This is a genomic window from Kineococcus mangrovi, from assembly GCF_041320705.1.
GTDB classification, from domain to species: domain Bacteria; phylum Actinomycetota; class Actinomycetes; order Actinomycetales; family Kineococcaceae; genus Kineococcus; species Kineococcus mangrovi.
Genome location: NZ_JBGGTQ010000001.1, coordinates 567571 through 590364, shown reverse-complemented (window position 1 = coordinate 590364; position 22794 = coordinate 567571). Strand labels below are relative to the sequence as shown.

23 protein-coding genes are annotated in these 22794 nt (G+C 74.8%); 9 read left to right on the top strand and 14 right to left on the bottom strand.

All coding sequences use genetic code 11. From position 1 onward, the window contains the following. Positions 1 to 21: 21 nt before the first annotated feature. Positions 22 to 1899 carry a putative bifunctional diguanylate cyclase/phosphodiesterase gene (locus AB2L28_RS02730; protein WP_370717178.1) on the bottom strand — a complete coding sequence of 626 codons (1878 nt, stop codon included), beginning with the start codon at positions 1897 to 1899 and terminating at the stop codon, positions 22 to 24. Positions 1900 to 2067: 168 nt separating this feature from the next. Between AB2L28_RS02730 and AB2L28_RS02725 the strand changes: the two genes are divergently transcribed. From AB2L28_RS02725 to AB2L28_RS02715, 3 genes are all read left to right on the top strand, one after another. Then, a complete protein-coding gene (locus AB2L28_RS02725; RefSeq protein ID WP_370717177.1) occupies positions 2068 to 2808 on the top strand; it encodes a sugar phosphate isomerase/epimerase family protein in 741 nt (246 codons plus the stop codon). Then, the gene (locus tag AB2L28_RS02720; RefSeq protein ID WP_370717176.1) at positions 2805 to 3902 is read left to right on the top strand and encodes a Gfo/Idh/MocA family protein; all 1098 of its coding nucleotides are present in this window, start codon (positions 2805 to 2807) and stop codon (positions 3900 to 3902) included. Before AB2L28_RS02725 ends, AB2L28_RS02720 begins: the two co-directional genes overlap by 4 nt. Before the next feature lie 122 nt (positions 3903 to 4024). Then, positions 4025 to 5008, top strand: coding sequence for a LacI family DNA-binding transcriptional regulator (locus AB2L28_RS02715; RefSeq protein WP_370717175.1), 984 nt, complete (start codon positions 4025 to 4027; stop codon positions 5006 to 5008). A gap of 2 nt (positions 5009 to 5010) precedes the next feature. Here AB2L28_RS02715 and AB2L28_RS02710 read toward each other — a convergent pair whose 3' ends face one another. After that, positions 5011 to 5628, bottom strand: coding sequence for a TetR/AcrR family transcriptional regulator (locus AB2L28_RS02710; protein ID WP_370717174.1), 618 nt, complete (start codon positions 5626 to 5628; stop codon positions 5011 to 5013). A gap of 22 nt (positions 5629 to 5650) precedes the next feature. On the opposite strand from AB2L28_RS02710, the gene AB2L28_RS02705 reads away from it, so the two are divergent. Next, positions 5651 to 6445, top strand: a complete 795-nt coding sequence (locus tag AB2L28_RS02705) for an NAD-dependent epimerase/dehydratase family protein (RefSeq protein ID WP_370717173.1) — start codon at positions 5651 to 5653, stop codon at positions 6443 to 6445. 19 nt (positions 6446 to 6464) lie between these two features. Here the strand turns inward: AB2L28_RS02705 and AB2L28_RS02700 are convergent, their stop codons facing one another. After that, positions 6465 to 7304, bottom strand: coding sequence for an HNH endonuclease family protein (locus AB2L28_RS02700; RefSeq protein WP_370717172.1), 840 nt, complete (start codon positions 7302 to 7304; stop codon positions 6465 to 6467). 191 nt (positions 7305 to 7495) lie between these two features. Between AB2L28_RS02700 and AB2L28_RS02695 the strand changes: the two genes are divergently transcribed. Next, complete coding sequence (locus tag AB2L28_RS02695; RefSeq protein ID WP_370717171.1) at positions 7496 to 8245, top strand: PAS domain-containing protein; 750 nt, start codon at positions 7496 to 7498, stop codon at positions 8243 to 8245. Here AB2L28_RS02695 and AB2L28_RS02690 read toward each other — a convergent pair whose 3' ends face one another. From AB2L28_RS02690 to AB2L28_RS02675, 4 genes are read right to left on the bottom strand one after another with little or no spacing between them, the layout of a single operon-like run. Continuing rightward, positions 8246 to 8866 carry a TetR/AcrR family transcriptional regulator C-terminal domain-containing protein gene (locus AB2L28_RS02690; RefSeq protein WP_370717170.1) on the bottom strand — a complete coding sequence of 207 codons (621 nt, stop codon included), beginning with the start codon at positions 8864 to 8866 and terminating at the stop codon, positions 8246 to 8248. It abuts the gene before it with no gap. Positions 8867 to 8902: 36 nt separating this feature from the next. Beyond that, positions 8903 to 9937 carry an agmatine deiminase family protein gene (locus AB2L28_RS02685; protein WP_370717169.1) on the bottom strand — a complete coding sequence of 345 codons (1035 nt, stop codon included), beginning with the start codon at positions 9935 to 9937 and terminating at the stop codon, positions 8903 to 8905. A 15-nt stretch (positions 9938 to 9952) separates the two neighbouring features. Further along, positions 9953 to 11572, bottom strand: coding sequence for an amidohydrolase (locus AB2L28_RS02680; RefSeq protein ID WP_370717168.1), 1620 nt, complete (start codon positions 11570 to 11572; stop codon positions 9953 to 9955). Then, positions 11569 to 13038, bottom strand: coding sequence for an APC family permease (locus tag AB2L28_RS02675; RefSeq protein WP_370717167.1), 1470 nt, complete (start codon positions 13036 to 13038; stop codon positions 11569 to 11571). The genes AB2L28_RS02680 and AB2L28_RS02675 overlap by 4 nt, the downstream gene beginning before the upstream one ends. 157 nt (positions 13039 to 13195) lie before the next feature. Here AB2L28_RS02675 and ureA point away from each other — a divergent pair, with 157 nt between their 5' ends. The 4 genes from ureA (at position 13196) to AB2L28_RS02655 (ending at position 17564) form a co-directional block, all read left to right on the top strand. Then, positions 13196 to 13900, top strand: coding sequence for an urease subunit gamma (ureA, locus tag AB2L28_RS02670; protein ID WP_370717166.1), 705 nt, complete (start codon positions 13196 to 13198; stop codon positions 13898 to 13900). A 2-nt stretch (positions 13901 to 13902) separates the two neighbouring features. Continuing rightward, positions 13903 to 15573 carry an urease subunit alpha gene (locus tag AB2L28_RS02665; protein WP_370717269.1) on the top strand — a complete coding sequence of 557 codons (1671 nt, stop codon included), beginning with the start codon at positions 13903 to 13905 and terminating at the stop codon, positions 15571 to 15573. A gap of 70 nt (positions 15574 to 15643) precedes the next feature. Then, positions 15644 to 15970 carry a putative quinol monooxygenase gene (locus AB2L28_RS02660; RefSeq protein WP_370717165.1) on the top strand — a complete coding sequence of 109 codons (327 nt, stop codon included), beginning with the start codon at positions 15644 to 15646 and terminating at the stop codon, positions 15968 to 15970. Positions 15971 to 16097: 127 nt separating this feature from the next. Then, entirely contained in the window at positions 16098 to 17564 is a 1467-nt protein-coding gene (locus AB2L28_RS02655) for a glyceraldehyde-3-phosphate dehydrogenase (RefSeq protein WP_370717164.1), read from the top strand. Here the strand turns inward: AB2L28_RS02655 and AB2L28_RS02650 are convergent. Genes AB2L28_RS02650 through AB2L28_RS02620 form a run of 7 tightly spaced genes read right to left on the bottom strand, consistent with a single transcriptional unit; the run spans position 17531 to position 22779 of the window. Beyond that, on the bottom strand, positions 17531 to 18133 hold the full coding sequence (locus tag AB2L28_RS02650) for a DJ-1/PfpI family protein (RefSeq protein ID WP_370717163.1): 603 nt from the start codon (positions 18131 to 18133) through the stop codon (positions 17531 to 17533). The genes AB2L28_RS02655 and AB2L28_RS02650 overlap by 34 nt on opposite strands. Beyond that, positions 18130 to 18492: a 4-carboxymuconolactone decarboxylase gene (gene pcaC / locus AB2L28_RS02645; RefSeq protein WP_370717268.1), complete on the bottom strand. Its 363-nt coding sequence runs from the start codon at positions 18490 to 18492 to the stop codon at positions 18130 to 18132. The genes AB2L28_RS02650 and pcaC overlap by 4 nt, the downstream gene beginning before the upstream one ends. Before the next feature lie 20 nt (positions 18493 to 18512). Continuing rightward, a complete protein-coding gene (locus AB2L28_RS02640) occupies positions 18513 to 19274 on the bottom strand; it encodes an alpha/beta fold hydrolase (RefSeq protein ID WP_370717162.1) in 762 nt (253 codons plus the stop codon). Beyond that, positions 19271 to 20248 (bottom strand): lyase family protein, encoded by a 978-nt coding sequence (locus tag AB2L28_RS02635; RefSeq protein WP_370717161.1) that lies wholly within the window; start codon positions 20246 to 20248, stop codon positions 19271 to 19273. The genes AB2L28_RS02640 and AB2L28_RS02635 overlap by 4 nt, the downstream gene beginning before the upstream one ends. Positions 20249 to 20255: 7 nt before the next feature. Continuing rightward, positions 20256 to 20810 (bottom strand): protocatechuate 3,4-dioxygenase subunit alpha, encoded by a 555-nt coding sequence (gene pcaG / locus AB2L28_RS02630; protein ID WP_370717160.1) that lies wholly within the window; start codon positions 20808 to 20810, stop codon positions 20256 to 20258. After that, complete coding sequence (pcaH, locus tag AB2L28_RS02625) at positions 20807 to 21583, bottom strand: protocatechuate 3,4-dioxygenase subunit beta (RefSeq protein WP_370717159.1); 777 nt, start codon at positions 21581 to 21583, stop codon at positions 20807 to 20809. The genes pcaG and pcaH overlap by 4 nt, the downstream gene beginning before the upstream one ends. Then, a complete protein-coding gene (locus tag AB2L28_RS02620; RefSeq protein WP_370717158.1) occupies positions 21568 to 22779 on the bottom strand; it encodes a 4-hydroxybenzoate 3-monooxygenase in 1212 nt (403 codons plus the stop codon). The genes pcaH and AB2L28_RS02620 overlap by 16 nt, the downstream gene beginning before the upstream one ends. Positions 22780 to 22794 lie beyond the last annotated feature (15 nt).

Sequence of the window (22794 nt, the reverse complement as noted above, 5' to 3'; positions counted from 1 at the left end):
GCCGGCGGCGGGCCCGGGACCTCAGCCGGGACGAACGGGGTGGGCGCCGGTGCGCCCGGCCGTGACCGCCACCCCCAGGCGGTGCTCGAGCTCGTCGGCGGGAACCGGTCGGCCGCAGTGGAACCCCTGCAGGTGGTGGCACCCGGCGGTCAGCAGGACCTCGGCCTGGGCGGCGCTCTCGACCCCTTCGGCGACGACCTCGACGTCGAGCCCCGCCGCGACCGTCAGCACCGCGTCCAGCAGTGCGCGGCTGCGGGAGTCGCCGCCGGGCGCGGCGGTGATCCCGCGGACGATGGCCTTGTCGACCTTGACCGTCCGCACGGGCAGGTCCACCAGCCGCGCCAGCGAGGAGTAGCCGGTCCCGAAGTCGTCGATCGACAGCGGGTGCCCCCGCCGCTGCAGGTCGTGCAGCCCCGGCAGGACCATCGGGTCGGTGAAGCTCTCCTCCAGGACCTCCACGCCGAGGTCGGCGGGCGTCAGGCCGTGCCGGTGCGCGGCGGCCTCCAGGGACCGGCCGAGGTCGGGGTCGGCCAGTTCGCGGGCGCTGACGTTGACGTAGACGGTGTCCGGGGCGCCGGCCCCGCACCGGGCCCGCCACCGGGCCAGCTGCGCGCAGGCCTCGTGCGCGACCCAGCGCCCGAAGGCGACGACCATCCCCGAGTGCTCGGCGAGGTCGATGAACTCCCCGGCGGGCAGCAGGCCGCGCGTGGGGTGCTCCCAGCGCAGCAGGGCCTCGACGGCGCGGACGGCGCCGGTGGCGTCGGTGATCGGCTGGTGGTGCAGCCGCAGCCGGTGCTCGGGCAGGGCTCGGGCCAGGTGCCGTTCGAGGTCGCGCAGGGACGCTCCCGGCGTCGGCTGGTTCCGCTGGGGGTGCTTCGCGCGGTACATGGCGGCGTCGGCCGCGGCGAGGAGGTCCTCGGCGGTGCTGTCCGCCGAGCTGTGCGCGACCCCCGTGCTGGCCGAGACGACCACGTCGACGTCGTCGAGCCGCACGGGGCGCCCGAGCGCGTCGCGCAACCGGGCCAGCAGCGCGTCGACGTCCCGCTGCCGTTCCCGGGCGTCGGCGGGCAGGTCGTCGCAGACGACGACGAACTCGTCGCCGGAGAGCCGGCCGAGGGTGTCGCCCTCGCGCAGCTGGGCGCCCAGCTGCGCCGCCACCGTCGCCAGGACCCGGTCCCCGGCCGCGTGGCCGAACGTGTCGTTGACGGCCTTGAACCGGTCGAGGTCGACGAACAGCACGGTGACGCAACGGCCGCGGCGGCGGGCCTGGGACAGGGCGTGCTCGAGGCGGTCGAAGATGAGCACCCGGTTGGGCAGCCCCGTCAGGGCGTCGTGCGTGCTGGCGTGCTGCAGGGCCTGCCGCGCCCGACGGGCGTCGTCCCGGTCGGCGGCCAGCGCCAGGTAGGAGGCCGCGAGGTGCCCCAGCACCCGCAGCCAGTGCAGCTCGTGCTGCTGCCACGTCCCGGTGGCGCGCCGGTAGACGTCGAGCACCCCCCACGACCGGCCGGCGCACTGCAGGGGGACCGCCACGACGGAGGCCCACCCGGCGGCCAGGGCGGCGTCGACGTAGGACGGCCAGGCCGTCTGGACGGGGTCGTGCAGGTCGTCGACGACCACCTCGACGTCGAACAGGGCGGCGTCGTGGCAGGGGCCCTCGGCCAGGCGCTCCTGCAGGGTCTCCGCCGCGCCCGTCCCGTCGTCGCTCACGTGGACCAGCCGGAGGTCGCCGGCGACGCCGGCCACCACCCCGGCGCCGTCCACGTCGAGGTGGGCGACGGTGGCCTCGACCAGGCGGTGCAGCAGGTCGTCGGCGGAGACGTCGGCGGCGGCCGCGTCGGCGACCCCGGCGATGGCGGCGAGCAGTCCCTCGTCGTGACGGTTCTGCTGGGTGTGGTCCACGGACCCTCCCGTCGGCACGGGTCCAACGCCCTGGTTGGACGGGTGCACGCTAGCGCGGAAGCGGGTCCGGAGCGCGGCGAGCGAATACCTTCCAGTGGAAGGTTCGCGTGTAGGATCGGCCACGGCCGGTCGCCGGCCCACCCGTCCACGGAACGAAGGAGTCTCGAGGTGTCCCGGAAACCCTCCGTGCAGCTGTACTCGGTGCGCGAGGCCGTGCAGCAGGACCTGTCCGCCGCGGTGGCCCGCCTGGCCGAGATCGGCCTGACCCAGGTGGAGCCGTACGGGTTCCACACCCGCGCCGCCGAGTTCAAGACCGCGTTCGCGGCCGCGGGCGTCACCGCCCCCTCCGGTCACGCCCCGGTCATCGACGCGGAGAACCCCCGCGAGGTCTTCGAGGCCGCGAACACCCTCGGCATCACGACGGTCATCGACCCGTTCGTCCCGGCCGAGCGCTGGCAGAGCGCCGACGACGTGCAGCGGATCGCCGAGCGCGTCAACGAGCTGAGCGCGATCGCGCACGAGTACGTGCTCGACTTCGGGTACCACAACCACCACTGGGAGCTGCAGAACACCGTCGAGGGCCGGTCGGTCTTCGAGCTGTTCGCCGAGCAGCTCGACCCCGGTGTCGTCCTGGAGGTCGACACGTTCTGGGCCACCGTGGGCGGTGCCGACACCCCGGCGCTGCTGCGTTCGCTCGGTGACCGCGTGAGGTTCCTGCACGTCAAGGACGGTGCCCGCAGCACCGACACCTCGTTGCAGCAGCCCGCGGGCCGGGGGGAGATCGACGTCCGGGCGATCCTCGCCGCCGCCCCGCAGGCCCTGCGCGTCATCGAGTTCGACGCCTACTCCGGTGACGTCTTCGAGGGCATCGCCGACTCCCTCGCGTGGCTGACGGAGAACGACGCGTGAGCCGCGTCGGGATCGGCGTCATCGGCGCCGGGAACATCTCCACCCAGTACCTCGACAACCTCACGAAGTTCGCCGACGTCGAGGTGCGGTTCGTGGCGGACATCGCCCTGGACCGCGCGGCGGCCCAGGCCGAGGCGTTCGGCGTCCAGGCGTCGGGGACCGTCGAGGAGCTGCTCGCCCGCGAGGACGTCGAGATCGTCGTGAACCTCACGATCCCGGCCGTGCACGCCGAGGTCGGCCGGCAGGTGCTGGCGGCCGGCAAGCACGTGTGGAGCGAGAAACCCCTCGCCCTCGACGCGGAGTCCGGGCGGGCGCTGCTCGCCGACGCCGAGCGGCTGGGTCTGCGGGTCGCCTGTGCCCCCGACACCGTCCTGGGGGCGGGCATCCAGAGCGCCCTGCGGGCCATCGCCCGCGGCGACATCGGGCAGCCGCTGAGCGCGACGACGATGTTCCACGTGCCGGGCCCGGAGGCCTGGCACCCGAACCCGGACTTCCTCTTCGCCCACGGCGCCGGTCCGCTGTTCGACATGGGGCCGTACTACGTCACGACCCTCGTCCACGCGTTCGGGTCCGCGAGCCGCGTGCAGGCCGTCGCGTCGCGGTCGGTCGCCACGCGCACCATCGCGTCCGGTCCGCGGGCGGGGGAAACCTTCCCCGTCCAGGTGCCCACGCACCACGCCGCGCTCATCGAGTTCGACGGCGGCCAGTCCGCTCAGTCGACGTTCTCGTTCCAGCACGCGCTGCCGCGCAACGGGTTCGTCGAGATCAACGGCACCGAGGGAACCATCGTCCTGCCGGACCCGAACACCTTCGAGGGCGACTCGACGCTGTGGCGCCTCGGGCAGGCCGAGCCCACGACGCTGGCCGCCGCCGGTTCGACGTTCGGGCGCGGGTCCGGCGTCCTGGACCTGGCGCGGGCGATCCGCACGGGCGGCACCGAGCGCGCCTCGGGCGTGGTGGCCGCGCACGTCCTGGACGTGCTGCTCGCCGTGCGGGACGCGGCGGCGAGCGGGTCGGCCGTCGAGATCGCCTCGACCGTGGCCCCGGTGACCCCGCTCCCGCAGGACTGGGACCCGAGCGCCTCCACCCTGTGAACACCCGCGCGCCGGCCCCGCCCACGAGGCGGGGCCGACGCGCATGGTGGGCCGGAGGAGCGGCCGCCGATCCACGACGTCGGCGGCGTCCCCGCGGCCGCGGGGGCCAGTACCCTCCCGGGGTGAGCCGGAACGTCACCCGCGCCGACGTCGCCCGCTGCGCGGGGGTCAGCCCGGCGGTCGTGAGCTACGTCGTGAACGACGGCCCGCGCCCGGTCGCCGCGGCGACCGCGGCGCGGGTCCGGGAGGCGATCGAGGCGCTGGGGTACCGCCCCAACACGACCGCGCAGGCGTTGCGGCGCGGGTCCTCCCGGCTCCTGGGGCACCTCGTGCCGGACCTGGGGAACCCGCTGTGGGCGGCCTTCGCGCTGGCCGTCGACGAGGTCGCCGCGACGCGCGGGTACGACGTCCTGCTGGCCAGCACCGACGGCGGCGCGGAGGCCGAGCACCGGCGGATCGAGGCCCTCAGCGCCCGGGGCGTGGACGCCATCGTCGTCACCAGCGTCATGGCCCGGCCCGACCTCGTGGCCCGTTCCGGGCTCGGCGTCCCGCTCGTGCAGCTCAACACGTTCTTCGAGGTGCCGGGTTTCCCGAGCCTGGGCGTCGACGCGTTCCAGGGCGCCCGTGCCGGGACCGCCCACCTGATCGGTCACGGGCGCGGGCCGGTGGGGCTCGTCATCGGCGGCGAGGCGGGGGAACTGCGCGAGGAGGGCTGGCGCGCCGCGGCGCGCGAGGCGGGTGCCCGTGTCGGTCCCATCGCCCGGGGGGAGTTCTCCCGGCGCGGCGGGTACGACGCCGGAACCCGCCTGTTCGGCCCGGACGACCACCCGCGCGCGGTGTTCGTCAGTTCGGACCTGCAGGCCGTCGGCGTGCTGCGGGCCCTGCACGAGCGCGGTCTGCGGGTGCCCGAGGACGTCGCGGTCGTCAGCTTCGACGGGACCGAGGAGACGGAGTTCACCCTGCCCCCGCTGACGACCGTGCGGCAGCCGGTGGCCGAGATGGCCCGGGCCGCCGTCGCCCGCGCCCTCGACCCCGCCCCCGACGGCGAGCACGAACGGCGGGTCCTGCCGGCCGAACTCGTCGTGCGGCGCAGCTGCGGCTGCTGAGCTCAGCCGTCCCCGCCGGTCCGTCCCGCACGGCTGGGCAGCAGGCGTTCCAGCAGTTCCAGCGAGCGCCGCACGTCGACACCGCCGGGGTCGAGCAGCCACTGCACCTGCAGCCCGTCGGAGGCGGCGACGACGAGCGCGGCCGCGTCGGCCGGGTCGAGGTCGGCGGCGATGCGGCCCTCGCGCTGCCCGAGGGCGACGGCCTCGGCGAGTTCGGCGCGGACCCGGGCGAACCGCGCCTGCACGAACTCCCGCGTCAGCGGGTGCCGCTCCTGCAGGGCGTCGGCGGTCAGCGTGGCGTACAGCTGCACGAGGCCGGGCACGACGCGGTTGCTGTCGGCCGAACGCACCATCTGCGCCACCGGTCCACCCTCGGCGGGGTCCTCGGAGCGGGAGTGGCGGCGCTCGTGCTCGCGGTAGGCCTCGACGAGGAGTTCGTCGCGGGAGCTGAAGTAGTGCCGCAGAGCGGCGTGCGAAACCCCGATGACGTCGGCGACCGACCGCAGGGACGCCCCGTCGACGCCGCGTTCGGCGAACAGGTCGATCGCGTGGTCGAGGATCTGCCGGCGGCGCGCGATCCCCTTGCGGTACGCGCCGGGGCGCCCGGTTCCCTCAGCCACCGGGCCATGCTAAGACCAGAGCGTGACCGATCGACCCCTCCTGCTCGTGACCGGCGCCGACGGCGGCCTGGGTCGTGAACTCGTCTCCCGGCTGCGGTCGGGGGGTTTCCGCGTCCGGGCCCTCGACCTCACCGCCGCGCAGGGGGGCGCCGAGGAGGTCCTGACGGGTTCGGTGACCGACCCCGCCGTCGTGGACCGGGCGGTGGCCGGGGTGGACGCCGTCGTGCACCTGGCCGGGATGAGCAAGGAGCGCGCCTGGCCGGAGGTGCTGCAGGCCAACGTCCACGGCACCTGGGTGCTGCTCGAGGCGTGCGTGCGCGCCGGGATCGGCAAGGTGGTGTTCGCCTCCAGCAACCACGCGGTCGGGCTGACCGGGCGCCCGGACGGGGACCCGCTGGCCGCCGACACCCCGTTCCGCCCCGACAGCTTCTACGGGTGGAGCAAGACGGCGGGGGAGTCGCTGTGCCGGTTGTTCGTCGACCGGGCCGGGCTCGACGTCGTCGTGCTGCGGATCGGGTCCTGCTTCCCGCACCCCGGCGGCGTGCGGGGACTGGCGACGTGGATGTCGTACGACGACTGCGCCCGGCTCGTGACCGCCGCCGTGGCACCGCAGGTCACGGGCTGGCACTGCGTCTGGGGGGTTTCGGCGAACACCCGCCGCTGGTGGTCCCTCGCCGAGGGCGAGGCGATCGGCTACCACCCGCAGGACGACTCCGAGCGGTTCGCGGCCGAGGTGCTGGCCACCGCGCGCCCGGAGGAGGACGACGACCTCGTCGGCGGTGACTTCCACCGCACGCCGCTGGGGGAACCGAACTGACGCGCCCCGGCGCCGGGGGTCACCGGCCCAGCGTGGGCGCGGGGGACAGCTCGCCGGGGCAGGTCGAGAGCACGCGGGCCATCGCCTCCTGCTCGGCCGGTGTCACCCGCAACCCGTAGACGGCTTTCACCGCCACCTGCCGCGCCACGTAGCGGCAGTGGAACCCGGTCTGCGGCGGCAGCCACGTGGCCGCGTCCCCGTCGCCCTTGGCGGCGTTGAGGGGACCGTCGACGGCGAGCAGTTCCAGCGGGTCGTTGGCGAACCGCGTCCGGCGCGCCGCGTCCCACTCCTGCGCCCCCGTCCGCCACGCGTTCGACAGCGCGACCACGTGGTCGATCTGCACCTCCTCGCTGGTGCCGCGACCGCGGATGAACTCGATGCGCTCCCCGCCGTAGGGGTCCACGAGCTCACCGCTGAGCACGACGCAGCTCCCGGTGCGGCGGGTCACGTCCCGCAGGTCCCGGGCCAGGACGTCGTCGCGGGTGCCGCACCCGTTGCGGTCCGTGTCGACCCAGCCGTCCCCGAACCGTTCCCGCGCGTACCCCGCCCGCGGGTCGGGCCCGGCGACCACCAGCGTGGCCAGCTGCGCCAGCGCCGTCTGCCCCGGCCCCGCGGCCCCCGGCCCGGGAGCGCCGGGACCGGTGCGGTCGGTGCCGGCGAGCACGACGACGGCCACCACCGCGCCCACCACGAGCAGCGAGACGAGCAGCAGCACGAGCGGCAGGGCTGGCGGGCGCGGACGGCCCCGGACGGTCGGCACGTCCTCGATGCTGCCGCACGCGGGGTTCGGGCCGTCGTCGCGGTGCCGCGCGTGGCACGCGTCGGGGACGCTGGGGAGCCCGGCGACCGTCCCGACCACGTTCCCCTCCGGTCGCCCGAGGAGCCCCACGATGGACCGCCCGCCTGCTCGGGACGCCTGCTCCGACGCCCGCGTCCAGGCCCTGTCGAGCGCCACCGGCGGCGCCGTCGGGGCCCACCTCGGGTGCCCCTGCGTGGTCAGGACGGCCACGTCTCGGGGGCGCTGTGCGTCTTCGGCCCCGACGCGCGCGAGTGGACCGGGGCCGACGTCTGCCTGCTCGCCGCTCTCGCCGGCTCCGCGGCCGCCGAGCTGGAGCTGTCGGCGCCGGCGGGGTCGGCGCGTTCGACGGGGACCTGAGCACCGGCAACCTCACCTGGGACGAGGACCTGCTGGAGCTGTCCGGGTACGCCGCCGACGACCGGGCCCGCGTGGGCCGGGCGCTGCGGGAGTCGATCGACCGGGTCGGTCCCTGCGAGGCCGAGGACCGCGTCGTGCGCCCCGACGGCACGACGCGCTGGTTCCGCGCCCGCGGGCAGACCCTGGCCGGCGAGAGCGGCCGGGCCGTGCGCGTCCTGGGCGCGGCCCACGACGCGACCGCCGTCCGCGACGAGGACGCCCGCACCGCGCACGTGCTGTCCGGGCTGGACGCGGCGGTGCAGGGCCTGGACGTGGGGACGACCGCGACGGCCGTCGAGGCGCGCCTGGAGCTGGTGGGGGACCGGACCCGCGTGCGCTGGTCCAGTGCCGGGCACCTGGACCCCCTCGTCGTGACCCCCGACGGCGAGGTCCGCGCCGTGGACCCGGGGGCGCCCGAACTCCTCCTCGGCATCGACCCCGCGACCGCGCGCACCGACCACGTCGCGGTGCTGGGTCGGCCGGCGCCCGGTGAGCACGAGGACGACGTCGCGCTCCTGGCGTTCCGCCTGCACCCCCGGGACGGGGACCGGCCGACCGACGCCGGTCCCGAGCGCGTCCCGCCCGGTCTGCCGCCCGTGCGCTGATCAACGGTCGTCGCGCAGGCGCTCCAGGCCGGTCAGCAGGGACTCCAGACCGAGGTGGAACGCGCGTTCGGACCGGTCGCCCGGTTGCGCCTTCGTCGCGCGGATCGCCCGGGAGAGCGGGGAACCGGGGCGGCCGGAGTCGGCCCACACCTCCACCGGGGCGCAGGCGTCCAGGGCCGACCCGAGGACGAAGTTGTCCAGGACCGTGACGGCGTGCAGGAGTTCCTCGTCGTCGAACCCGGCGTCGTGCAGGACCTGCGCGAGGGTCTCGTAGCTGGCCAGGGTCGAGGGGTGGGTCACCGTCTGCGCCGTCATGAGGGGCACGGCGGCGGGGTGGGCGACGAAGGCGGCGCGGTAACCCCTGGCCCAGCGCCGGGTGAAGTCCTGCCAGCCCTCGCCCTGCCCGGGGCCGGTCGGCATCGACCCCTCGGTGAGCAGCCCGCGCAACCCCTCGACGAGTTCCTCCCGACCGCCCTTGAAGTGGTGGTAGAGCGAGGAGGTCCCGACGTCGAGCTGCCGTGCGAGCCTGGGCAACCCCAGTTCCCCGGTCCGGTCGAGCAGGTCGAGGGCGGCGCGCAGGATCTGCTCCCGGGACAGGAGCGGGGTGCTGGGGCGGGCCATGGGTCTCTCCGGTGTTCCAGGGGTGTTCCAGGTGGGTCAGGCCGGCTGCTGCTGGGTGATGCAGTGGATCCCGCCGCCGAACGCGAAGACGTCCCGGGCGTCGACCGCGACGACGGTGCGTCCGGGGTAGGCCCGTTCCAGGACGGCGCGGGCCGCGGCGTCGCGCGGGTCGTCGAAGGCGCAGGCCACGACCACCGAGTTCGCCGCGTAGTGGTTGACGTAGGAGAAGTCGACGAGCTCGGAGTCGACCTCGGCCGTCTCGGGTGCGAGCAGTTCGAGGACGTCGAGGCGTTCGCCGCGCGCGTCGGTGGCCGAGCGCAGGACGTCGAGCACCTCGCGACTCACCTCGTGGTCGGGGTGGCCGGGGTCGGGCTGGGTGTGCACGACGACCCGCCCCGAACTCGTGAACGCGGCGACGATGTCGACGTGCCCGCGGGTGCCGAACTCGCCGTAGTCCGCGGTCAGCCCGCGCGGCAACCAGATCGCGGTGCTCGTGCCGAGCTGGCGGTGCACCTCGGCCTCGACGCGCTCGCGCGTCCAGCCGGGGTTGCGGGACGGGTCGAGCTGGACGGTCTCGGTGAGCAGGACCGTGCCCCGGCCGTCGACGTGGAACGCGCCGCCCTCCTGCGTGAGGTCCGAGGAGCTGACGGGGGTCCCGGTGAGCCCGGCCACGGCCCGGGCGACCTGCGCGTCGTCCTCCCACCGCGCCCACGACTGCGCGCCCCAGCCGTTGAAGCGCCAGTCCACCGCGACCGGTGAACCGCCCTCGACGGCGAACGTGGGGCCGGAGTCGCGCAACCACGCGTCGTCGATCCGGACCTCGGCGAGCTCGACGCGCGCGTCCAGGAGTTCACGCGCGGCGCGGGCGTCCGGGGGGTTCACCAGGACCGTCACGGGTTCGTGGGCCGCGACGGTGTTCGCCACGGCGGCCCAGGCCCGGCGGGCCCGGGCCAGGTCGGGTCCCCCGTCCTCCCCGAACGTCGGGTTCGGGGTGGGGAACGCCATCCAGGTGCGCTGGTGCGGTGCCCACTCGGCGGGCATCGCACGGGTCGCGGTGTCGGCAGTGGTCATTCGGTGAACCTCCGGTCAGGCGCGGTGCACGACGGAACCGTCGACCACGGTGAGGTGGACGGGGGACTGCGCGAACTCGTCGGGGTCGGCCCGCAGGGGGTCCAGGCCGAAGGCGACGAGGTCGGCGCGGGCGCCCGCCCGCACCGTACCCGCCCGTTCGCCCAGGCCGGCGGCGCGGGCCGCGTGCGTCGTGTACCCCTCCAGCGCCATGAGCGCGGTGAGGGCCTGCCCGGGCAGGACGGGTTCCTCCTCGGGGCGGCCGGCGGTGCGGCGCAACCGGGCGTCGGCCATGATCGGGCGGGGGTCGAACGGGGCGATGGGCCAGTCCGAGCCGAGGGCCAGGCGCGCGCCGGCCTCGCGCAGGTCCCGCGTGCGGAACGCGCGGTCGGCCCGCACCTCCCCCAGGCGGCGCGACCAGTTGTCGCTGTGGTCCGCCTTCGTGAAGTGCGTGCAGTGCGTGGGCTGCATGCTGGCGGTCACGTCGAGGCGGGCGAACTCCCCGACGAGGTCGTCGGGCAGGGTCTCGACGTGCTCGACGCGGTGCGGCACGCGGGGTCCGGTCCCAGGCCCCGACGGCAGGCCCGCGACCGTGCGCAGCACGTGCCGGACGCCGGCGTCCCCGATGGCGTGGGTCACCGTCGGGACGTCGTGCGCGGCGAGGAACCGCACGGCTTCGGAGTACTCGGCGGGGTCGGGCCAGAACGGGGCGGTGGACTCGCCGTGCGTGTCGGCCTCCTCCAGCCAGGCCGTGCCGCCGTCGATCGTCCCGTCGATCATGAACTTCGCGCCGTCGACGGCCCACCGGCGACCGGCGCTGCGCTGCAGGTCCACGACGTGGTCGAGGTGCTCGCGGCCGTGGTGCGGCATGACGAACGGCGCGAACCGCAGGCGGATCGGCAGCCCGCCCTCCTCCTGCGCGACCGCGCGCACGAGCTCGGCCGAGTCGCCCTCGAAGTCCATGGCGTTCGCCCCGACCAGGCCGGTGGCCGCCATCGAGACCAGCAGGTCGCGGAACCGGCGGCGCCGGTCGGCGGGCGCTTCCGCCGGCAGCAGGTCCGAGACGAGGTCCATGGCCTCCAGTTCCAGGAGGTGGCCGGTCGGGCGGCCGCCGGCGACCACCACGTGGGCCCCGGAGCGGAACTCACGGGGGCCGGTGACGCCCGCGCGCTCCAGGGCGCGGGGGGAGACGAGCGCGGAGTGGGCGTCGAAGAGGGTGATGTACACCAGCGCGTCGGGGCCGAGGGCGGTCACGAGGGGTTCGGACGTCACCGGCGCACCCTCGAACGCGTTCGGGTCCAGGCCCCAGCCGCGCACCCACTCCCCGGCACGCACGTCACCGGCCCCCGCGCGCAGGGCCTCGACGAGGTCGGCGCGGCTGCGCACGGCCGTCAGGTCGATGCCCGCGGTGAGCACCAGTCCCATGACGGGGTGCACGTGCCCGTCGACGAGCCCGGGGGTGAGCGTGGCGCCACCGAGGTCGACGACCTCGGTGCCCTTCCCGCGCCAGCCGGCGACGTCGGCCCGGTCACCGACGGCGGTGACGGTGCCGTCGGTGACCGCGACGGCCTGGGCCCGCGGGCGGGCGGGATCCAGCGTGTGGACGGTGTCCGCGACGACGATCAACTGGGGGTTCACGACTCGCCTCCGATGCGGGCGTACAGGTCCGGGCGCCGGGCGCGCAGCAGTTGCGCCAGGACGACCCCGAGCAGCAGGGCCGCCGGGACGATGGCCACGAGGACCGCGTTGGTGCCCGTGGGCGCCCCCGTCAGCACGCCCACGTGGCGCACCATCAGGCCGGTGGCCGCGGTGAGCAGGACGGCGGCCAGGACCGAGATCCACTTCACGAGGGCGCTCACGTCGGGGCGGCGCCGCAGGTGGACGACGACCGCGACGGACGTGAGGGTCTGCAGCGCCATGATCCCGATCGCGCCCGGGGTGTTCACGTAGATGACGAGCTGCAGGTACGGGTCGGCGCCGATGAGCGCCGCACCGGCCACGACGACGAGGGCGAGCACGCTCTGCGCGGCCCCGGCGCGGGCCGGCGAGGCGAACCGGGGGTGCGCGTGCGCGAGCGCCGCGGGCAGCAGACCGTCCCGGGCGAGGGTGAAGGAGTAGCGGTTGATGGCGTTGTGGAACGCGATCTGGGCGGCCAGGACGCTGGTGAGGACGAGCACGGCCATGACGTCGGTGGCCCAGGCGCCCGCGTAGCGGTCCATGACCGAGGTGAAGAGCGTGACGGGGTCGGCGCCCGCGGCGGCGCGGGCCTCGGTGTCACCCAGGGCCTGGACGACGGCCCACACGACGAGGGCGTAGAAGAGCCCCAGGAACGCGACGGCCCCGAAGGTGGCGCGGGGGATGGAGCGCTCGGGGTGGCGCGCCTCGCGGCGGTACAGGGCGGTCGACTCGAACCCGGCGAAGGCCGCGAAGCAGAACCCGAGGATGCCGATGAGGCCGGGGTCGCGCAGCGCCTCGGGGCTGAAGGTGGTCAGGCTCAGGCCGTTCGCGCCGCCGCGGACGACGATCGCGACGACGAGGACGGCGAGGACGAGGGTCTCGGCCGCCAGCAGGACCCCGAGGAGCCTGGCGCCCACGTCGATGCCCCGCCGGCCCAGGGCCCACACGACGGCGATGGCGCCGAAGGCGTAGAGCCACCAGGGCAGGGTCAGGCCGGTGAGGCGGGCGACGGTGGCCTGGAACTGCAGGCCGAGCAGGCCGTAGAGCCCGACCTGGAGCGCGTTGTAGGACATCACCGCGACCAGGCCGGCCGCGGCACCGACGCTGCGGCCCAGGCCCAGGGTGATGTACGAGTAGAACGCCCCGGCGCCACCGGTGACGCGGGTCATCGTCGTGAACCCGACGGCGAAGATCGCCAGGACCACCAAGGCGGCGAGGTAGCCGGCGGGGGCGCCGATGCCGCCGATGGCGATGGCCAGGGGGGCGATGCCGGTCATGACCGTCAGGGGGGCGGCGGCGGCGACCACCATCGCGGTGATGCCGGTGGCCCCGAGGGAGCCCTTGAGCTGGTCGTCGGGAACCCCCGGTGGCGTCCCGGCGGTCCCTGCCGGGCGGGTCGTCGTACCGGGGTTGATCGCGGGGTCCATCACGAGGTCCTCCTGGGTGAGGTGCTCCGTCGCACGGGCAGAGCGTAACCGAAACCGTGTCGGTTATGGTGCGGGTCGTGGATGTCGGTCGCGTTCCCGCGGTGTTTCGCCCGTGTGACGTCCTCCCGGCCCGCAGCGGCGGGCTACTCTCCGCGCCATGCGCCTGACGCCGACCGAACGGGACCGGCTGCTGGTCTTCACCGTGGCCGAACTGGCCCGCGCCCGCCGGGCGCGCGGGCTGCGGCTCAACGTGCCCGAGGCGACGGCCCTGATCGCCGACGCGGTCTGCGAGGCCGCGCGCGACGGCAAGCGGCTGGCCGAGGCGATGGCCGTCGGCCGGACCGTCCTCGGCGCCGCCGACGTGCTGCCCGGGGTGCCCGACGTCGTCGGCCAGGTCGAGGTCGAGGCGGTGTTCGACGACGGCACCCGCCTCGTCGTCGTCACCGACCCCTTCGGCGGTGGTTCCCTCGGGGAGGACGCCCCCGGCGCCGTGCTGCCCGGGCCGCAGGCGCCGTCGCGGTTCGACGACGTCGTGACGGTGGCGGTGACGAACACCTCGACCGTGCCGATCAGCGTCACGTCGCACTTCCACTTCTTCGAGGTCAACCCCCGGCTCGCCTTCGACCGCGCGGCCGCCTACGGCCGGCGGGCCGCGGTCGACGCCGGCGCCACGGTGCGCTGGGACCCGGGTCAGACGCACGACGTGGACCTCACCCCGATCGGCGGCGACCGCGTCGCCATCGGGTTCGCCGGGCTCGTGGACGGCCCGCTGGACGCGCCGGGGGCGTTCGAGCAGGCGCTGGAACGGGCCCGCGCGTGCGGGTACCTCGACGCCACCGACGACGCGGGGGAGAACTCGTGAGCCTGTCCGGCCGGGACTACGCCGCCACCTACGGACCCCGGGCGGGGGACCGGATCCGGTTGGGCGACACCGGGTTGGTGATCCAGGTCGAGCACGACGCGCAGGCGCCGGGGGAGGAGTTCCTCGCCGGTTTCGGCAAGACCGCGCGCGACGGCCTGCACCTCAAGGCCGCCCGCGTCCGCGACACCTGCGACGTGGTGATCTCCAACGTCGTCGTCCTCGACGCCGTGCAGGGGATCCGCAAGGTGTCCATCGGCATCCGCGAGGGACGGATCAGCGGGATCGGCCGGGCCGGGAACCCCGACACGCTGCACGACGTCGACGTCGTGGTCGGCACCGGGACGACGATCGTCTCCGGTGAGGGGCTCATCGCCACCGCCGGCGCCATCGACACCCACGTGCACCTGCTGTCCCCCCGGGTCATGGAGGCCTCGCTCGCCTCCGGGGTCACGACGATCATCGGTCAGGAGTTCGGCCCGGTCTGGGGTGTCGGCGTGAACTCCCCGTGGGCGTTGCGGCACGCGTTCAACGCGTTCGACGCCTGGCCCGTGAACATCGGTTTCCTCGGCCGCGGGTCGGCCAGCGACCCCGGTTCCTCCGTCGAGGCCCTCGTCGAGGGCGGCGCGTGCGGGTTCAAGGTCCACGAGGACATGGGGGCCCACGGCCGGGCGCTGGACACCGCGCTCACCGTGGCCGAGGAGCACGACGTCCAGGTGGCCCTGCACACCGACGGCATCAATGAGGCCCTGTCCGTGGAGGACACCCTCGCCGTGCTCCAGGGCCGGACGATCCACGCGTTCCACATCGAGGGCTGCGGCGGCGGGCACGTGCCGAACGTCCTGCGGATGGCGGGAGAACCGAACGTCATCGGGTCCTCGACGAACCCGACCCTGCCGTTCGGGCGCGACGCGGTCGCCGAGCACTACCACATGATCATCGCCGCGCACGGGCTCAAGGAGGACCTGCCCGGGGACGCGGTGCTGGCCCGGGACCGGATCCGCGCCGGGACGATGGGCGCCGAGGACGTCCTGCACGACCTCGGGGTCATCCCCATCACCTCCTCCGACGCGCAGGGCATGGGCCGGGCGGGGGAGACCGTCCGCCGCACGTTCGCCGTGGCCGGGAAGATGAAGGCCGAGCTGGGTGCCGAGGACCCGGCGCACGACAACGACAGGGCGCTGCGGTACGTCGCCAAGCTCACGGTGAACCCGGCCATCGCGCACGGGCTCTCGCACGAGGTGGGGACCCTGGAGGTCGGCAAGCTCGCCGACGTCGTGCTGTGGCGCCCGGAGTGGTTCGGGGCCAAACCCGACCTCGTGCTCAAGGCGGGTTTCCCGGCGTGGGGCGTGACGGGGGACCCGAACGCGGCCATCGACCGGGCCCAGCCCCTCGTGTACGGGCCGCAGTTCGGTGGGCACGGCGCCACCGCGGCCGACCTGTCGGTGGCCTTCACGTCCCGGGCCGCCGCGGCGGAGGGCAACGACAGCATGACGACGCGCCGGCGCCGGGTCGGCGTGCGCGGCACCCGCGGGATCGGGCTGGGCTCGATGGTCCGCAACTCCCGGCTGGCGCAGGTCCGGGTCGCGCCCACCGGGCTGGTGACGATGGACGGCGAACCGGTGACCTCCCAGCCCGCCGAGGCGGTGAGCCTGAGCCGGCTGTACCACCTCTGACCTCGGCTCCGACCCCGGCTCCGACCTCGGCAGGACGCGCGCCGGCACGAGGCCGCACTACCCTCGACGCGTGATCCTCATCGTGGTGAAGTGGCCCGTGAAGCCCGAGCTGTCCGACCGCTGGCCCGAACTCGTCCGCGAGTTCACCGAGGCCGTCCGGGCCGAGCCGGGGAACCTGTTCTTCGACTGGTCCCGCGGTGTCGAGGACCCCGACCTGTGGACCCTCGTCGAGGGGTTCGCCGACGAGGAGGCGGGCAGGACCCACGTCGCGTCGGAGCACTTCCAGAAGGCGATCTCCGAGATGCCCGACCACGTCGCCGCGCAACCGCAGATCGTCCACGTCCACGCCCCGGACGTGGCGGGGTTCGGACCGATGGGTGAGGTGCAGCCCCGCTGACCGGGTGGGGGTGGATGCACCACCTGTGAAGACCGGTCGATCTTTCCGGGGTTCCCCCCTCGTCCGGCGCGTGGAGTTCCCCGATCGTGGGCCTCACCGCGACCCGCCGTGACGAGGAGATCCCCGCATGTCCGACCAGAACCGGCCCGCCGACGACCTCGGCTGGTCCCTCAAGCTCGGCCTGGCCGAGGCGATGGTGCCGCTCATCGGCCGCCTGCACCGCGACCACGGGGTGACGGTGACCGTCCACGGCCGCAGCCTGGTCGGCAAGTCCGTCGTGGACCTCGTCAAGGCGCACCGGTTCGCCCGGCGCGTCGACGCCGCGGAACTGCCCCTGGAGGGCAGCCTGGACCTGCTGCAGGTCCTCGTCCGGTTGCCGCTGTCCCCGGCCGTCGTCGACCTGGCCCGTCTCGCCGGGTCCGGGGCGGACGAGACCGCCGTGCGCGAACTGCTCGCCCCCCTCGCCGGCGTCCGGCCCGGCGGCCGGCGCGACGTCGTCCTCTACGGGTTCGGGCGCATCGGCCGGCTCCTGGCCCGCATCCTCCTCGAGCAGGGTCAGGACCCGTGGGGCCTGCGGCTGCGGGCCGTCGTCGTGCGCCGCGGCGGGGCCAACGACCTCGTCAAGCGCGCCGGCCTGCTGCGCCGCGACTCCGTCCACGGCGCCTTCGCCGGAACCATCACCGTGGACGAGGAGAACGACCGGATCCACGCCAACGGCACGACGATCCAGGTCCTCTACGCCGACGACCCGGCGACCGTGGACTACGCCGCGCACGGCATCCACGACGCCCTCGTCATCGACAACACCGGGCGGTGGCGCGACGCCGAGGGGTTGTCGCAACACCTGCGCAGCCAGGGCGTCGGGCGGGTGCTGCTCACCGCTCCGGGCAAGGGGTCGGTGAAGAACGTCGTCCACGGCCTGAACCAGGACGCGCTGACGGGGACGGACCGCATCGCCTCGGCGGCGTCGTGCACGACGAACGCGATCGCCCCCGTGCTGAAGGTCGTGAACGACCGCTACGGGATCGTCCGCGGGCACGTGGAGACCGTGCACTCCTTCACCAACGACCAGAACCTCATCGACAACTTCCACCAGGGCGACCGCCGCGGTCGCTCCGCGGTCCTCAACATGGTGCTCACCGAGACCGGCGCCGCGAAGGCCGTCGCGAAGGCGCTGCCCGAGCTCGAAGGGAAGCTGACGGGGAACTCCATCCGCGTACCCACCCCCGACGTGTCCCTCGCGGTGCTGCACCTGACGCTGCGTGAACCCGTCGAGAAGACCGACCTCAACGAGTTCCTGCGCCGGGTGTCGCTGGACTCCCCGTGGCAGGACCAGATCGACTACACCGACTCCCCGGAGGTCGTCTCCACCGACTTCATCGGCACCCGCAAGACGGGCGTCGTGGACGCCCTCGCGACGATCGCGGCGGGGGACACCGTGGTCCTCTACGTCTGGTACGACAACGAGCGCGGCTACTGCGAACAGGTCCTGCGCGTCGCCCGCTCGTTCCAGGGGCTGGACCGGCCGGTGTTCCCACCGGTGGCCTCCGAGCTCGCGGCTCAGACGGGCGGTTCGGGGTCGTACTGGACCTGACGGCGCACCTGGCGGGCCCGGTCCACCGAAGAGAGCCGGGCCACCAGGTGCAGGGCCATGTCGATGCCGGCGGACACCCCCGAGGAGGTCACGACGTCGCCGTCGTCGACGAAGCGGTCGTCGGGGCGGACCTCGATGCTCCCGTCCAGCTCGGCGAGCAGGTCCAGCGCCCCCCAGTGCGTCGTCGCCGGCCGCCCGGCCAGCAACCCGGCGGCGGCGTACACGAGGGCGCCGGTGCACACGCTCGTCATGAGCGGCACCGACCGGCGCTGGGCGCGGACCCACTCCAGGTGCGCCTCGTCGCGCAGCTGCGGCCGCGTCCCGTTCCCGCCGGGGTGCAGCAGGACGTCGAACGCGGGGGCGTCGGCGAAGGAGTGGGCCGCGGTGAGCTGCAGGCCCTTGGCGGCGGTCACGAGGCCGCCGTCGCGGGACAGCGTCGTCACCGCCCAGCCGTCCTCGGGGAACTGCTGGGTCCAGCAGGCCAGCACGTCCCAGGGCCCGACGGCGTCGAGCTCCTCCACCCCGTCGAACAGGACGATCCCGATCCTGCGCACTCCCGCGTCGCTCACGCGTCCAGGTTCTCACCGAGTTCGGCCAGGACCTGGGAGGCGATGCGGAAGGCGTTGTTCGCGTCCGGCACCCCGCAGTACACCGCGGAGGCCAGGATCGTCTCGCCGATCTCGGCGACCGTGACGCCGTTGCGGCGCGCAGCCCGCACGTGCATCGCGAACTCCTCGTGGTGCCCGCGCGCGATGAGGGCCGTGAGGGTGATGAGGGAACGGGTGCGCCGGTCCAGCCCGGGCCGCGTCCACACCGCCCCCCAGGCGTTCTCGGTGATGTAGCGCTGGAAGTCGGCGGTGAACCCCGTCGTCGCGGCCACCGCGCGGTCGACGTGCTCGTCGCCCAGCACCTCGCGCCGGACGACCATCCCCGCGTCGTACTCGTCGGTCACCGCGCCACCTCCGTCCCCACCCGCGCCGCCAGGTCCCGGACGATCCGGGCGATCTCCCCGGGCGCCTCGGCGGGCGCCTGGTGCGCCACGTCGTCCAGGACCACGAGCCGCCCGTCCCGCACCCCGTCGGCGATCTCGCGCAGCGAGTCCGGCGGGCACACGGCGTCGTGGGCGCCCGCGACCGCGACCACGGGCCGGTCGACCTCGCCGAGGCGATCGCGGACGTCGAAGGCGCCCAGCGCCCCGCACACCGCGGTGTAGCCGTCGGTCCCGGTGTCCCGCAGGGCGTGCAGCAGCGCGGCCCCCACCGCCGGGCGGCGTTCGAGGAACCCGGGGGCGAACCAGCGCGCGGCCGTGGCGCCCACGAGGGAGGCGGTGCCCGAGGCCCGCACCTGCGCGGTGCGCTCGGCCCACGACTCCGGCGTCCCGATGCGGGCGCCCGTGCAGCACAGCACGGCCCCCAGGACGCGGTCGGGGTGGTCCAGCAGGAGCTGCAACCCGACCTGCCCGCCGACCGAGTCGCCCGCGTAGAGGAACGGCCCGTCGTGGCGTTCGGCGACGGCGTCCACGACCTGCCGGGCGAGGTCGGCGATCGTGAGGTCCGCCGGGACGGGCCCCCGGTCGGCACCGTGCCCGGGCAGTTCCCGGGCGACGACGTCGAACTCCTCGCCCAGCAGGTCGACGACGGGACCCCAGCACGCGGCGGCGGTCGTGCCCAGCGACGGGCCGAGCACCAGGACGGGTCTGTCGGGGTTCACGGGGTTCCTCCGCGCAGTCGTTCCGCCGCGGCGAGGTTCGCCGCGGCGCGGTCGGGGTGGACGGTCAGACCCGCCAGCAGGTCCGCGGTCTGCGCCGTGGCGACGACCGTGCGGCGGGCGAGCAGGCGCAACGTGTCCCACTCGGCGTGCCAGGCCCCGTCGGCGCGCTCGTCGACCTGGTCGGCCGCCGCCGCGTGCAGCGTGGCGGCCAGGGACGGGGCGACGATCGCGGCGGACCGGACGAGCACCGACAGCACGGGGTTCGCCTTGTGCGGCATCGAGGACGACCCGCCGCCGGTGCCCTCGGACAGTTCCCCGACCTCGGGCCGGGACAGGGTCAGGACGTCCCGGGCGACGTGCCCGCAGGCGTCGGTCGTGGCGACGAGGGCGTCCCCGGCGCGCGTCACGGGACGCCGGGTCGTGTGCCACGACGGCGCGTCGGCCAGGCCCAGCCGGGCGGCCAGGTCGCGGCGGTCGGCGAGGACTCCCACGGGCCCACCGGCCTGCACCGGGAACGCCAGGGCGGCCAGGTCGGCGTCGGCCTCCCGCAGCCCCGTGCGCCAGGCCCCGAAGCGGTGGGCCAGCGGGACGGGCAGCGCCCACTGCGTGAGGGTGCGCGCCGTGACCTCGAGGTGGCCGTGCGCGGCGTCGAGGCGGTCCAGGGCCGCGAGGGCGGCCGCGAGGTGGGTGCGGACCTGCGCGACCGCCTCGCGCAGCATCAGCACGAGCGCGGTGTCCACGACGTCCTGGCTCGTCAGGCCGGTGTGGACCTCCACACCCGGGTTGGCCCGCCGCAGAGCCGCCACGAGGGGGATGAGGGGGTTCCCGCCGGGCTCGACGTCCAGCGGATCGTCGGGGGCGGTCAGCTCCGCCCCGGCCCACGCCGACTCCACCGCGACCATCGCCGCGGTGAAGGCCCCGTCGGAGAACACCGCACCGGCCCGGTGGTCACCGGGCCGGAAGAGTTCGCTCACGGCCTGCTCACGCGGGGGACTCCCCGGGCGCGCGGAGGAAGACGGTCTCCTCCGGACCCTGCAGGTGCACGTCGAAACGGTAGCCGTCGGGCTCGGCCACGGCCACGAGGGTGCGCGAGCGCGGACCCGCGGCGGTGAGCAGCGCGTCCCTCGCGCCGTCGGCGGGTGGCAGGTACGCGCGGGTGCTCAGCCGGTGCAGCACCCCGCGCGCGAAGACCGTGACGGCGAAGAACGGCAGCCCGCCGTCCACGGCGCCGGGCGTGAGCGTGGTGAAGGAGTAGTGACCCGCACCGTCGGTGGCGCAGCGGCCGAACCCCGTGAACGTCCAGCCGTCGCGGTGCAGCGACCCGGGGCGCTGCACGACGGCGCCGTCCGGGTCGGCCTGCCAGACCTCCAGCAGCGCGTCGACCACGGGGGCGCCGCCGCCGTCGAACACCGTGCCGTGCAGGCGGACCGCCCCCGGGGTCCCGCGGGGCACCAGGTCGGCGTCCCCGGGGTAGGGCAGGGCGTCGTGGAAGAACGGGCCCACGGTCTGGCCCGGGGTCGGGGCGAGGCGGGTCACGCGGGGTCCTCCCCGGTCTCGACGGGCGTGCGGTGGGCGCCGGTGAGGACGATGTCCCACCGGTACCCCGTCGCCCACTCGTGGGTGGTGACGTCGTGGTCGTAGGTCGCGACGAGGCGCTCGCGGGCGGCCGGGTCCACGATCGACTGGTAGATCGGGTCGAGCGCGAACAGCGGGTCGCCGGGGAAGTACATCTGGGTCACGAGCCGCTGGGTGAAGTCGGTGCCGAACAACGAGAAGTGGATGTGCGCCGGGCGCCAGGCGTTGTGGTGGTTCTTCCACGGGTACGGGCCGGGTTTGACCGTCGTGAACCGGTAGACCCCGTCGGCGTCGGTCAGCGTCCGGCCCATCCCGGTGAAGTTCGGGTCCAGCGGGGCCGGGTGCTGGTCGCGCTGGTGGACGTAGCGACCGCCCGCGTTCGCCTGCCAGACCTCCACGAGCTGGTGGCGCACGGGCCGGCCGTCGCCGTCGACGACGCGGCCGGTCACGACCATCCGCTCGCCCAGCGGTTCCCCGCCGCGCTGGATCGTCAGGTCCGCCTCCAGGGGAGCGACGTCGCGCTGGCCGAACGCGGGGGCGAACAGCTCCACGCCCTCGGGGTCGACCTGGAACAGGTCCTTGGTGGGGTGGCGCAGCAGCGTCGAGCGGTAGGGCGGGTAGTCCCGCCGCGGCTGGAACTCCGGTTCGCGGGCCGTCGCCCACGTCGCGGCGGTGTCCTCGATCTCGGCGGACAGGTCCGCCTGGCTCTCCAGAGCGGTCATCGTGTCGGCCATCCGGTGTAACCCTCCGCGAGGTAGGTGGACCCGGCCTCGGAGGAGACCAGGGAGTGCAGTTCGCCGAGCTGGCGCAGGTCGTCGAAACCCTCGGTGCCGGGGCTGCGGTGCAGCATCGTCGTCATCCAGTAGCTGAAGTGCTGGGCCTTCCAGACCCGGGCCAGGGCGCGGTCGGTGTACTCGTCGAGCAGGTCGAGGTCGTCCTTGGCCAGCGCGTCCACCAGGACCTCGGCGAGCACCCGCACGTCGGCCAGGGCGAGGTTCAGGCCCTTGGCCCCGGTCGGGGGGACCGTGTGCGCGGCGTCGCCGGCCAGGACGAGGCGGCCGTGCCGCATCGGGGTCTGGACGAAGCTGCGGAACGGCAGGACCGACCGGCTGATGACGGGACCCTCGATCAGTTCGAAACCGTCGCGGCCGGCGAGGCGGCCCTGCAGCTCGTCCCAGATCCGCGCGTCGGACCAGTCGTCGGGGTTCTCGGCCGGGTCGCACTGGAAGTACATGCGCTGCACCGACTCGGTGCGCTGGCTGACGAGCGCGAAACCCGTCTCGGAACGGTTGTAGACGAGTTCGGGGGAACTCTTGGGGGCCTCGCACAGGATGCCGAACCAGGCGAAGGGGTACTCCCGGAACCAGCGCCGGTGCCCGGCCACGAGGTCGCGGCAGACGCTGCGCGACCCGTCGGCGCCGACGACGACCTCGGCCCGCACCTCGTGGCGGGACCCGTCCGCGGCCGTGAAGGTCACGCGCGGTGAGCCGGTCACGTCGTGGACGCCGACCTCGCTCACCCCGTAGTGCAGGTCCCCGCCGTCCCGGGTCCGGGCGCGGTGCAGGTCGGTGAACACCTCGGTCTGCGGGTAGAGCCAGACGGAGTTCCCGACGAGGCGCTCGAAGTCGAGGTGGTGGGACGCGCCGTCGAAGCGCAGGTGGATCCCGCCGTGGCGGTCGCCCTCGGTGAGGACCCGCTGGGGACCGTCGCCGTAGACACCCGTCTGCGTGAGCAGGCGCACGCTGTCGGTCTCCAGGATGCCCGCGCGGTGCGTCGTCTCGATCTCGTGCACGGTCCGGTGGTCGACGACCACGGTGTCGATCCCGGCGCGGTGCAGCAGGTGCGAGGCCATGAGGCCGGCGGGCCCGCCCCCGACGACCGCGACCCGCGTGCGGTGGGTCGCGGCGGGGGAGCTGGACGGCGTCGTCATGTCCGCAGGCTAGGG

Coding starts and splice junctions, on each gene's coding strand:
- AB2L28_RS02690 (WP_370717170.1), bottom strand. CDS start 8,866: ATGGCCCGCCCCAGCACCCCGCTCCTGTCCCGGGAGCAGATCCTGCGC.
- AB2L28_RS02685 (WP_370717169.1), bottom strand. CDS start 9,937: ATGACCACTGCCGACACCGCGACCCGTGCGATGCCCGCCGAGTGGGCA.
- AB2L28_RS02675 (WP_370717167.1), bottom strand. CDS start 13,038: ATGGACCCCGCGATCAACCCCGGTACGACGACCCGCCCGGCAGGGACC.
- ureA (WP_370717166.1), top strand. CDS start 13,196: ATGCGCCTGACGCCGACCGAACGGGACCGGCTGCTGGTCTTCACCGTG.
- AB2L28_RS02655 (WP_370717164.1), top strand. CDS start 16,098: ATGTCCGACCAGAACCGGCCCGCCGACGACCTCGGCTGGTCCCTCAAG.
- pcaC (WP_370717268.1), bottom strand. CDS start 18,492: ATGGTCGTCCGGCGCGAGGTGCTGGGCGACGAGCACGTCGACCGCGCG.
- pcaH (WP_370717159.1), bottom strand. CDS start 21,583: ATGGCCGACACGATGACCGCTCTGGAGAGCCAGGCGGACCTGTCCGCC.
- AB2L28_RS02620 (WP_370717158.1), bottom strand. CDS start 22,779: ATGACGACGCCGTCCAGCTCCCCCGCCGCGACCCACCGCACGCGGGTC.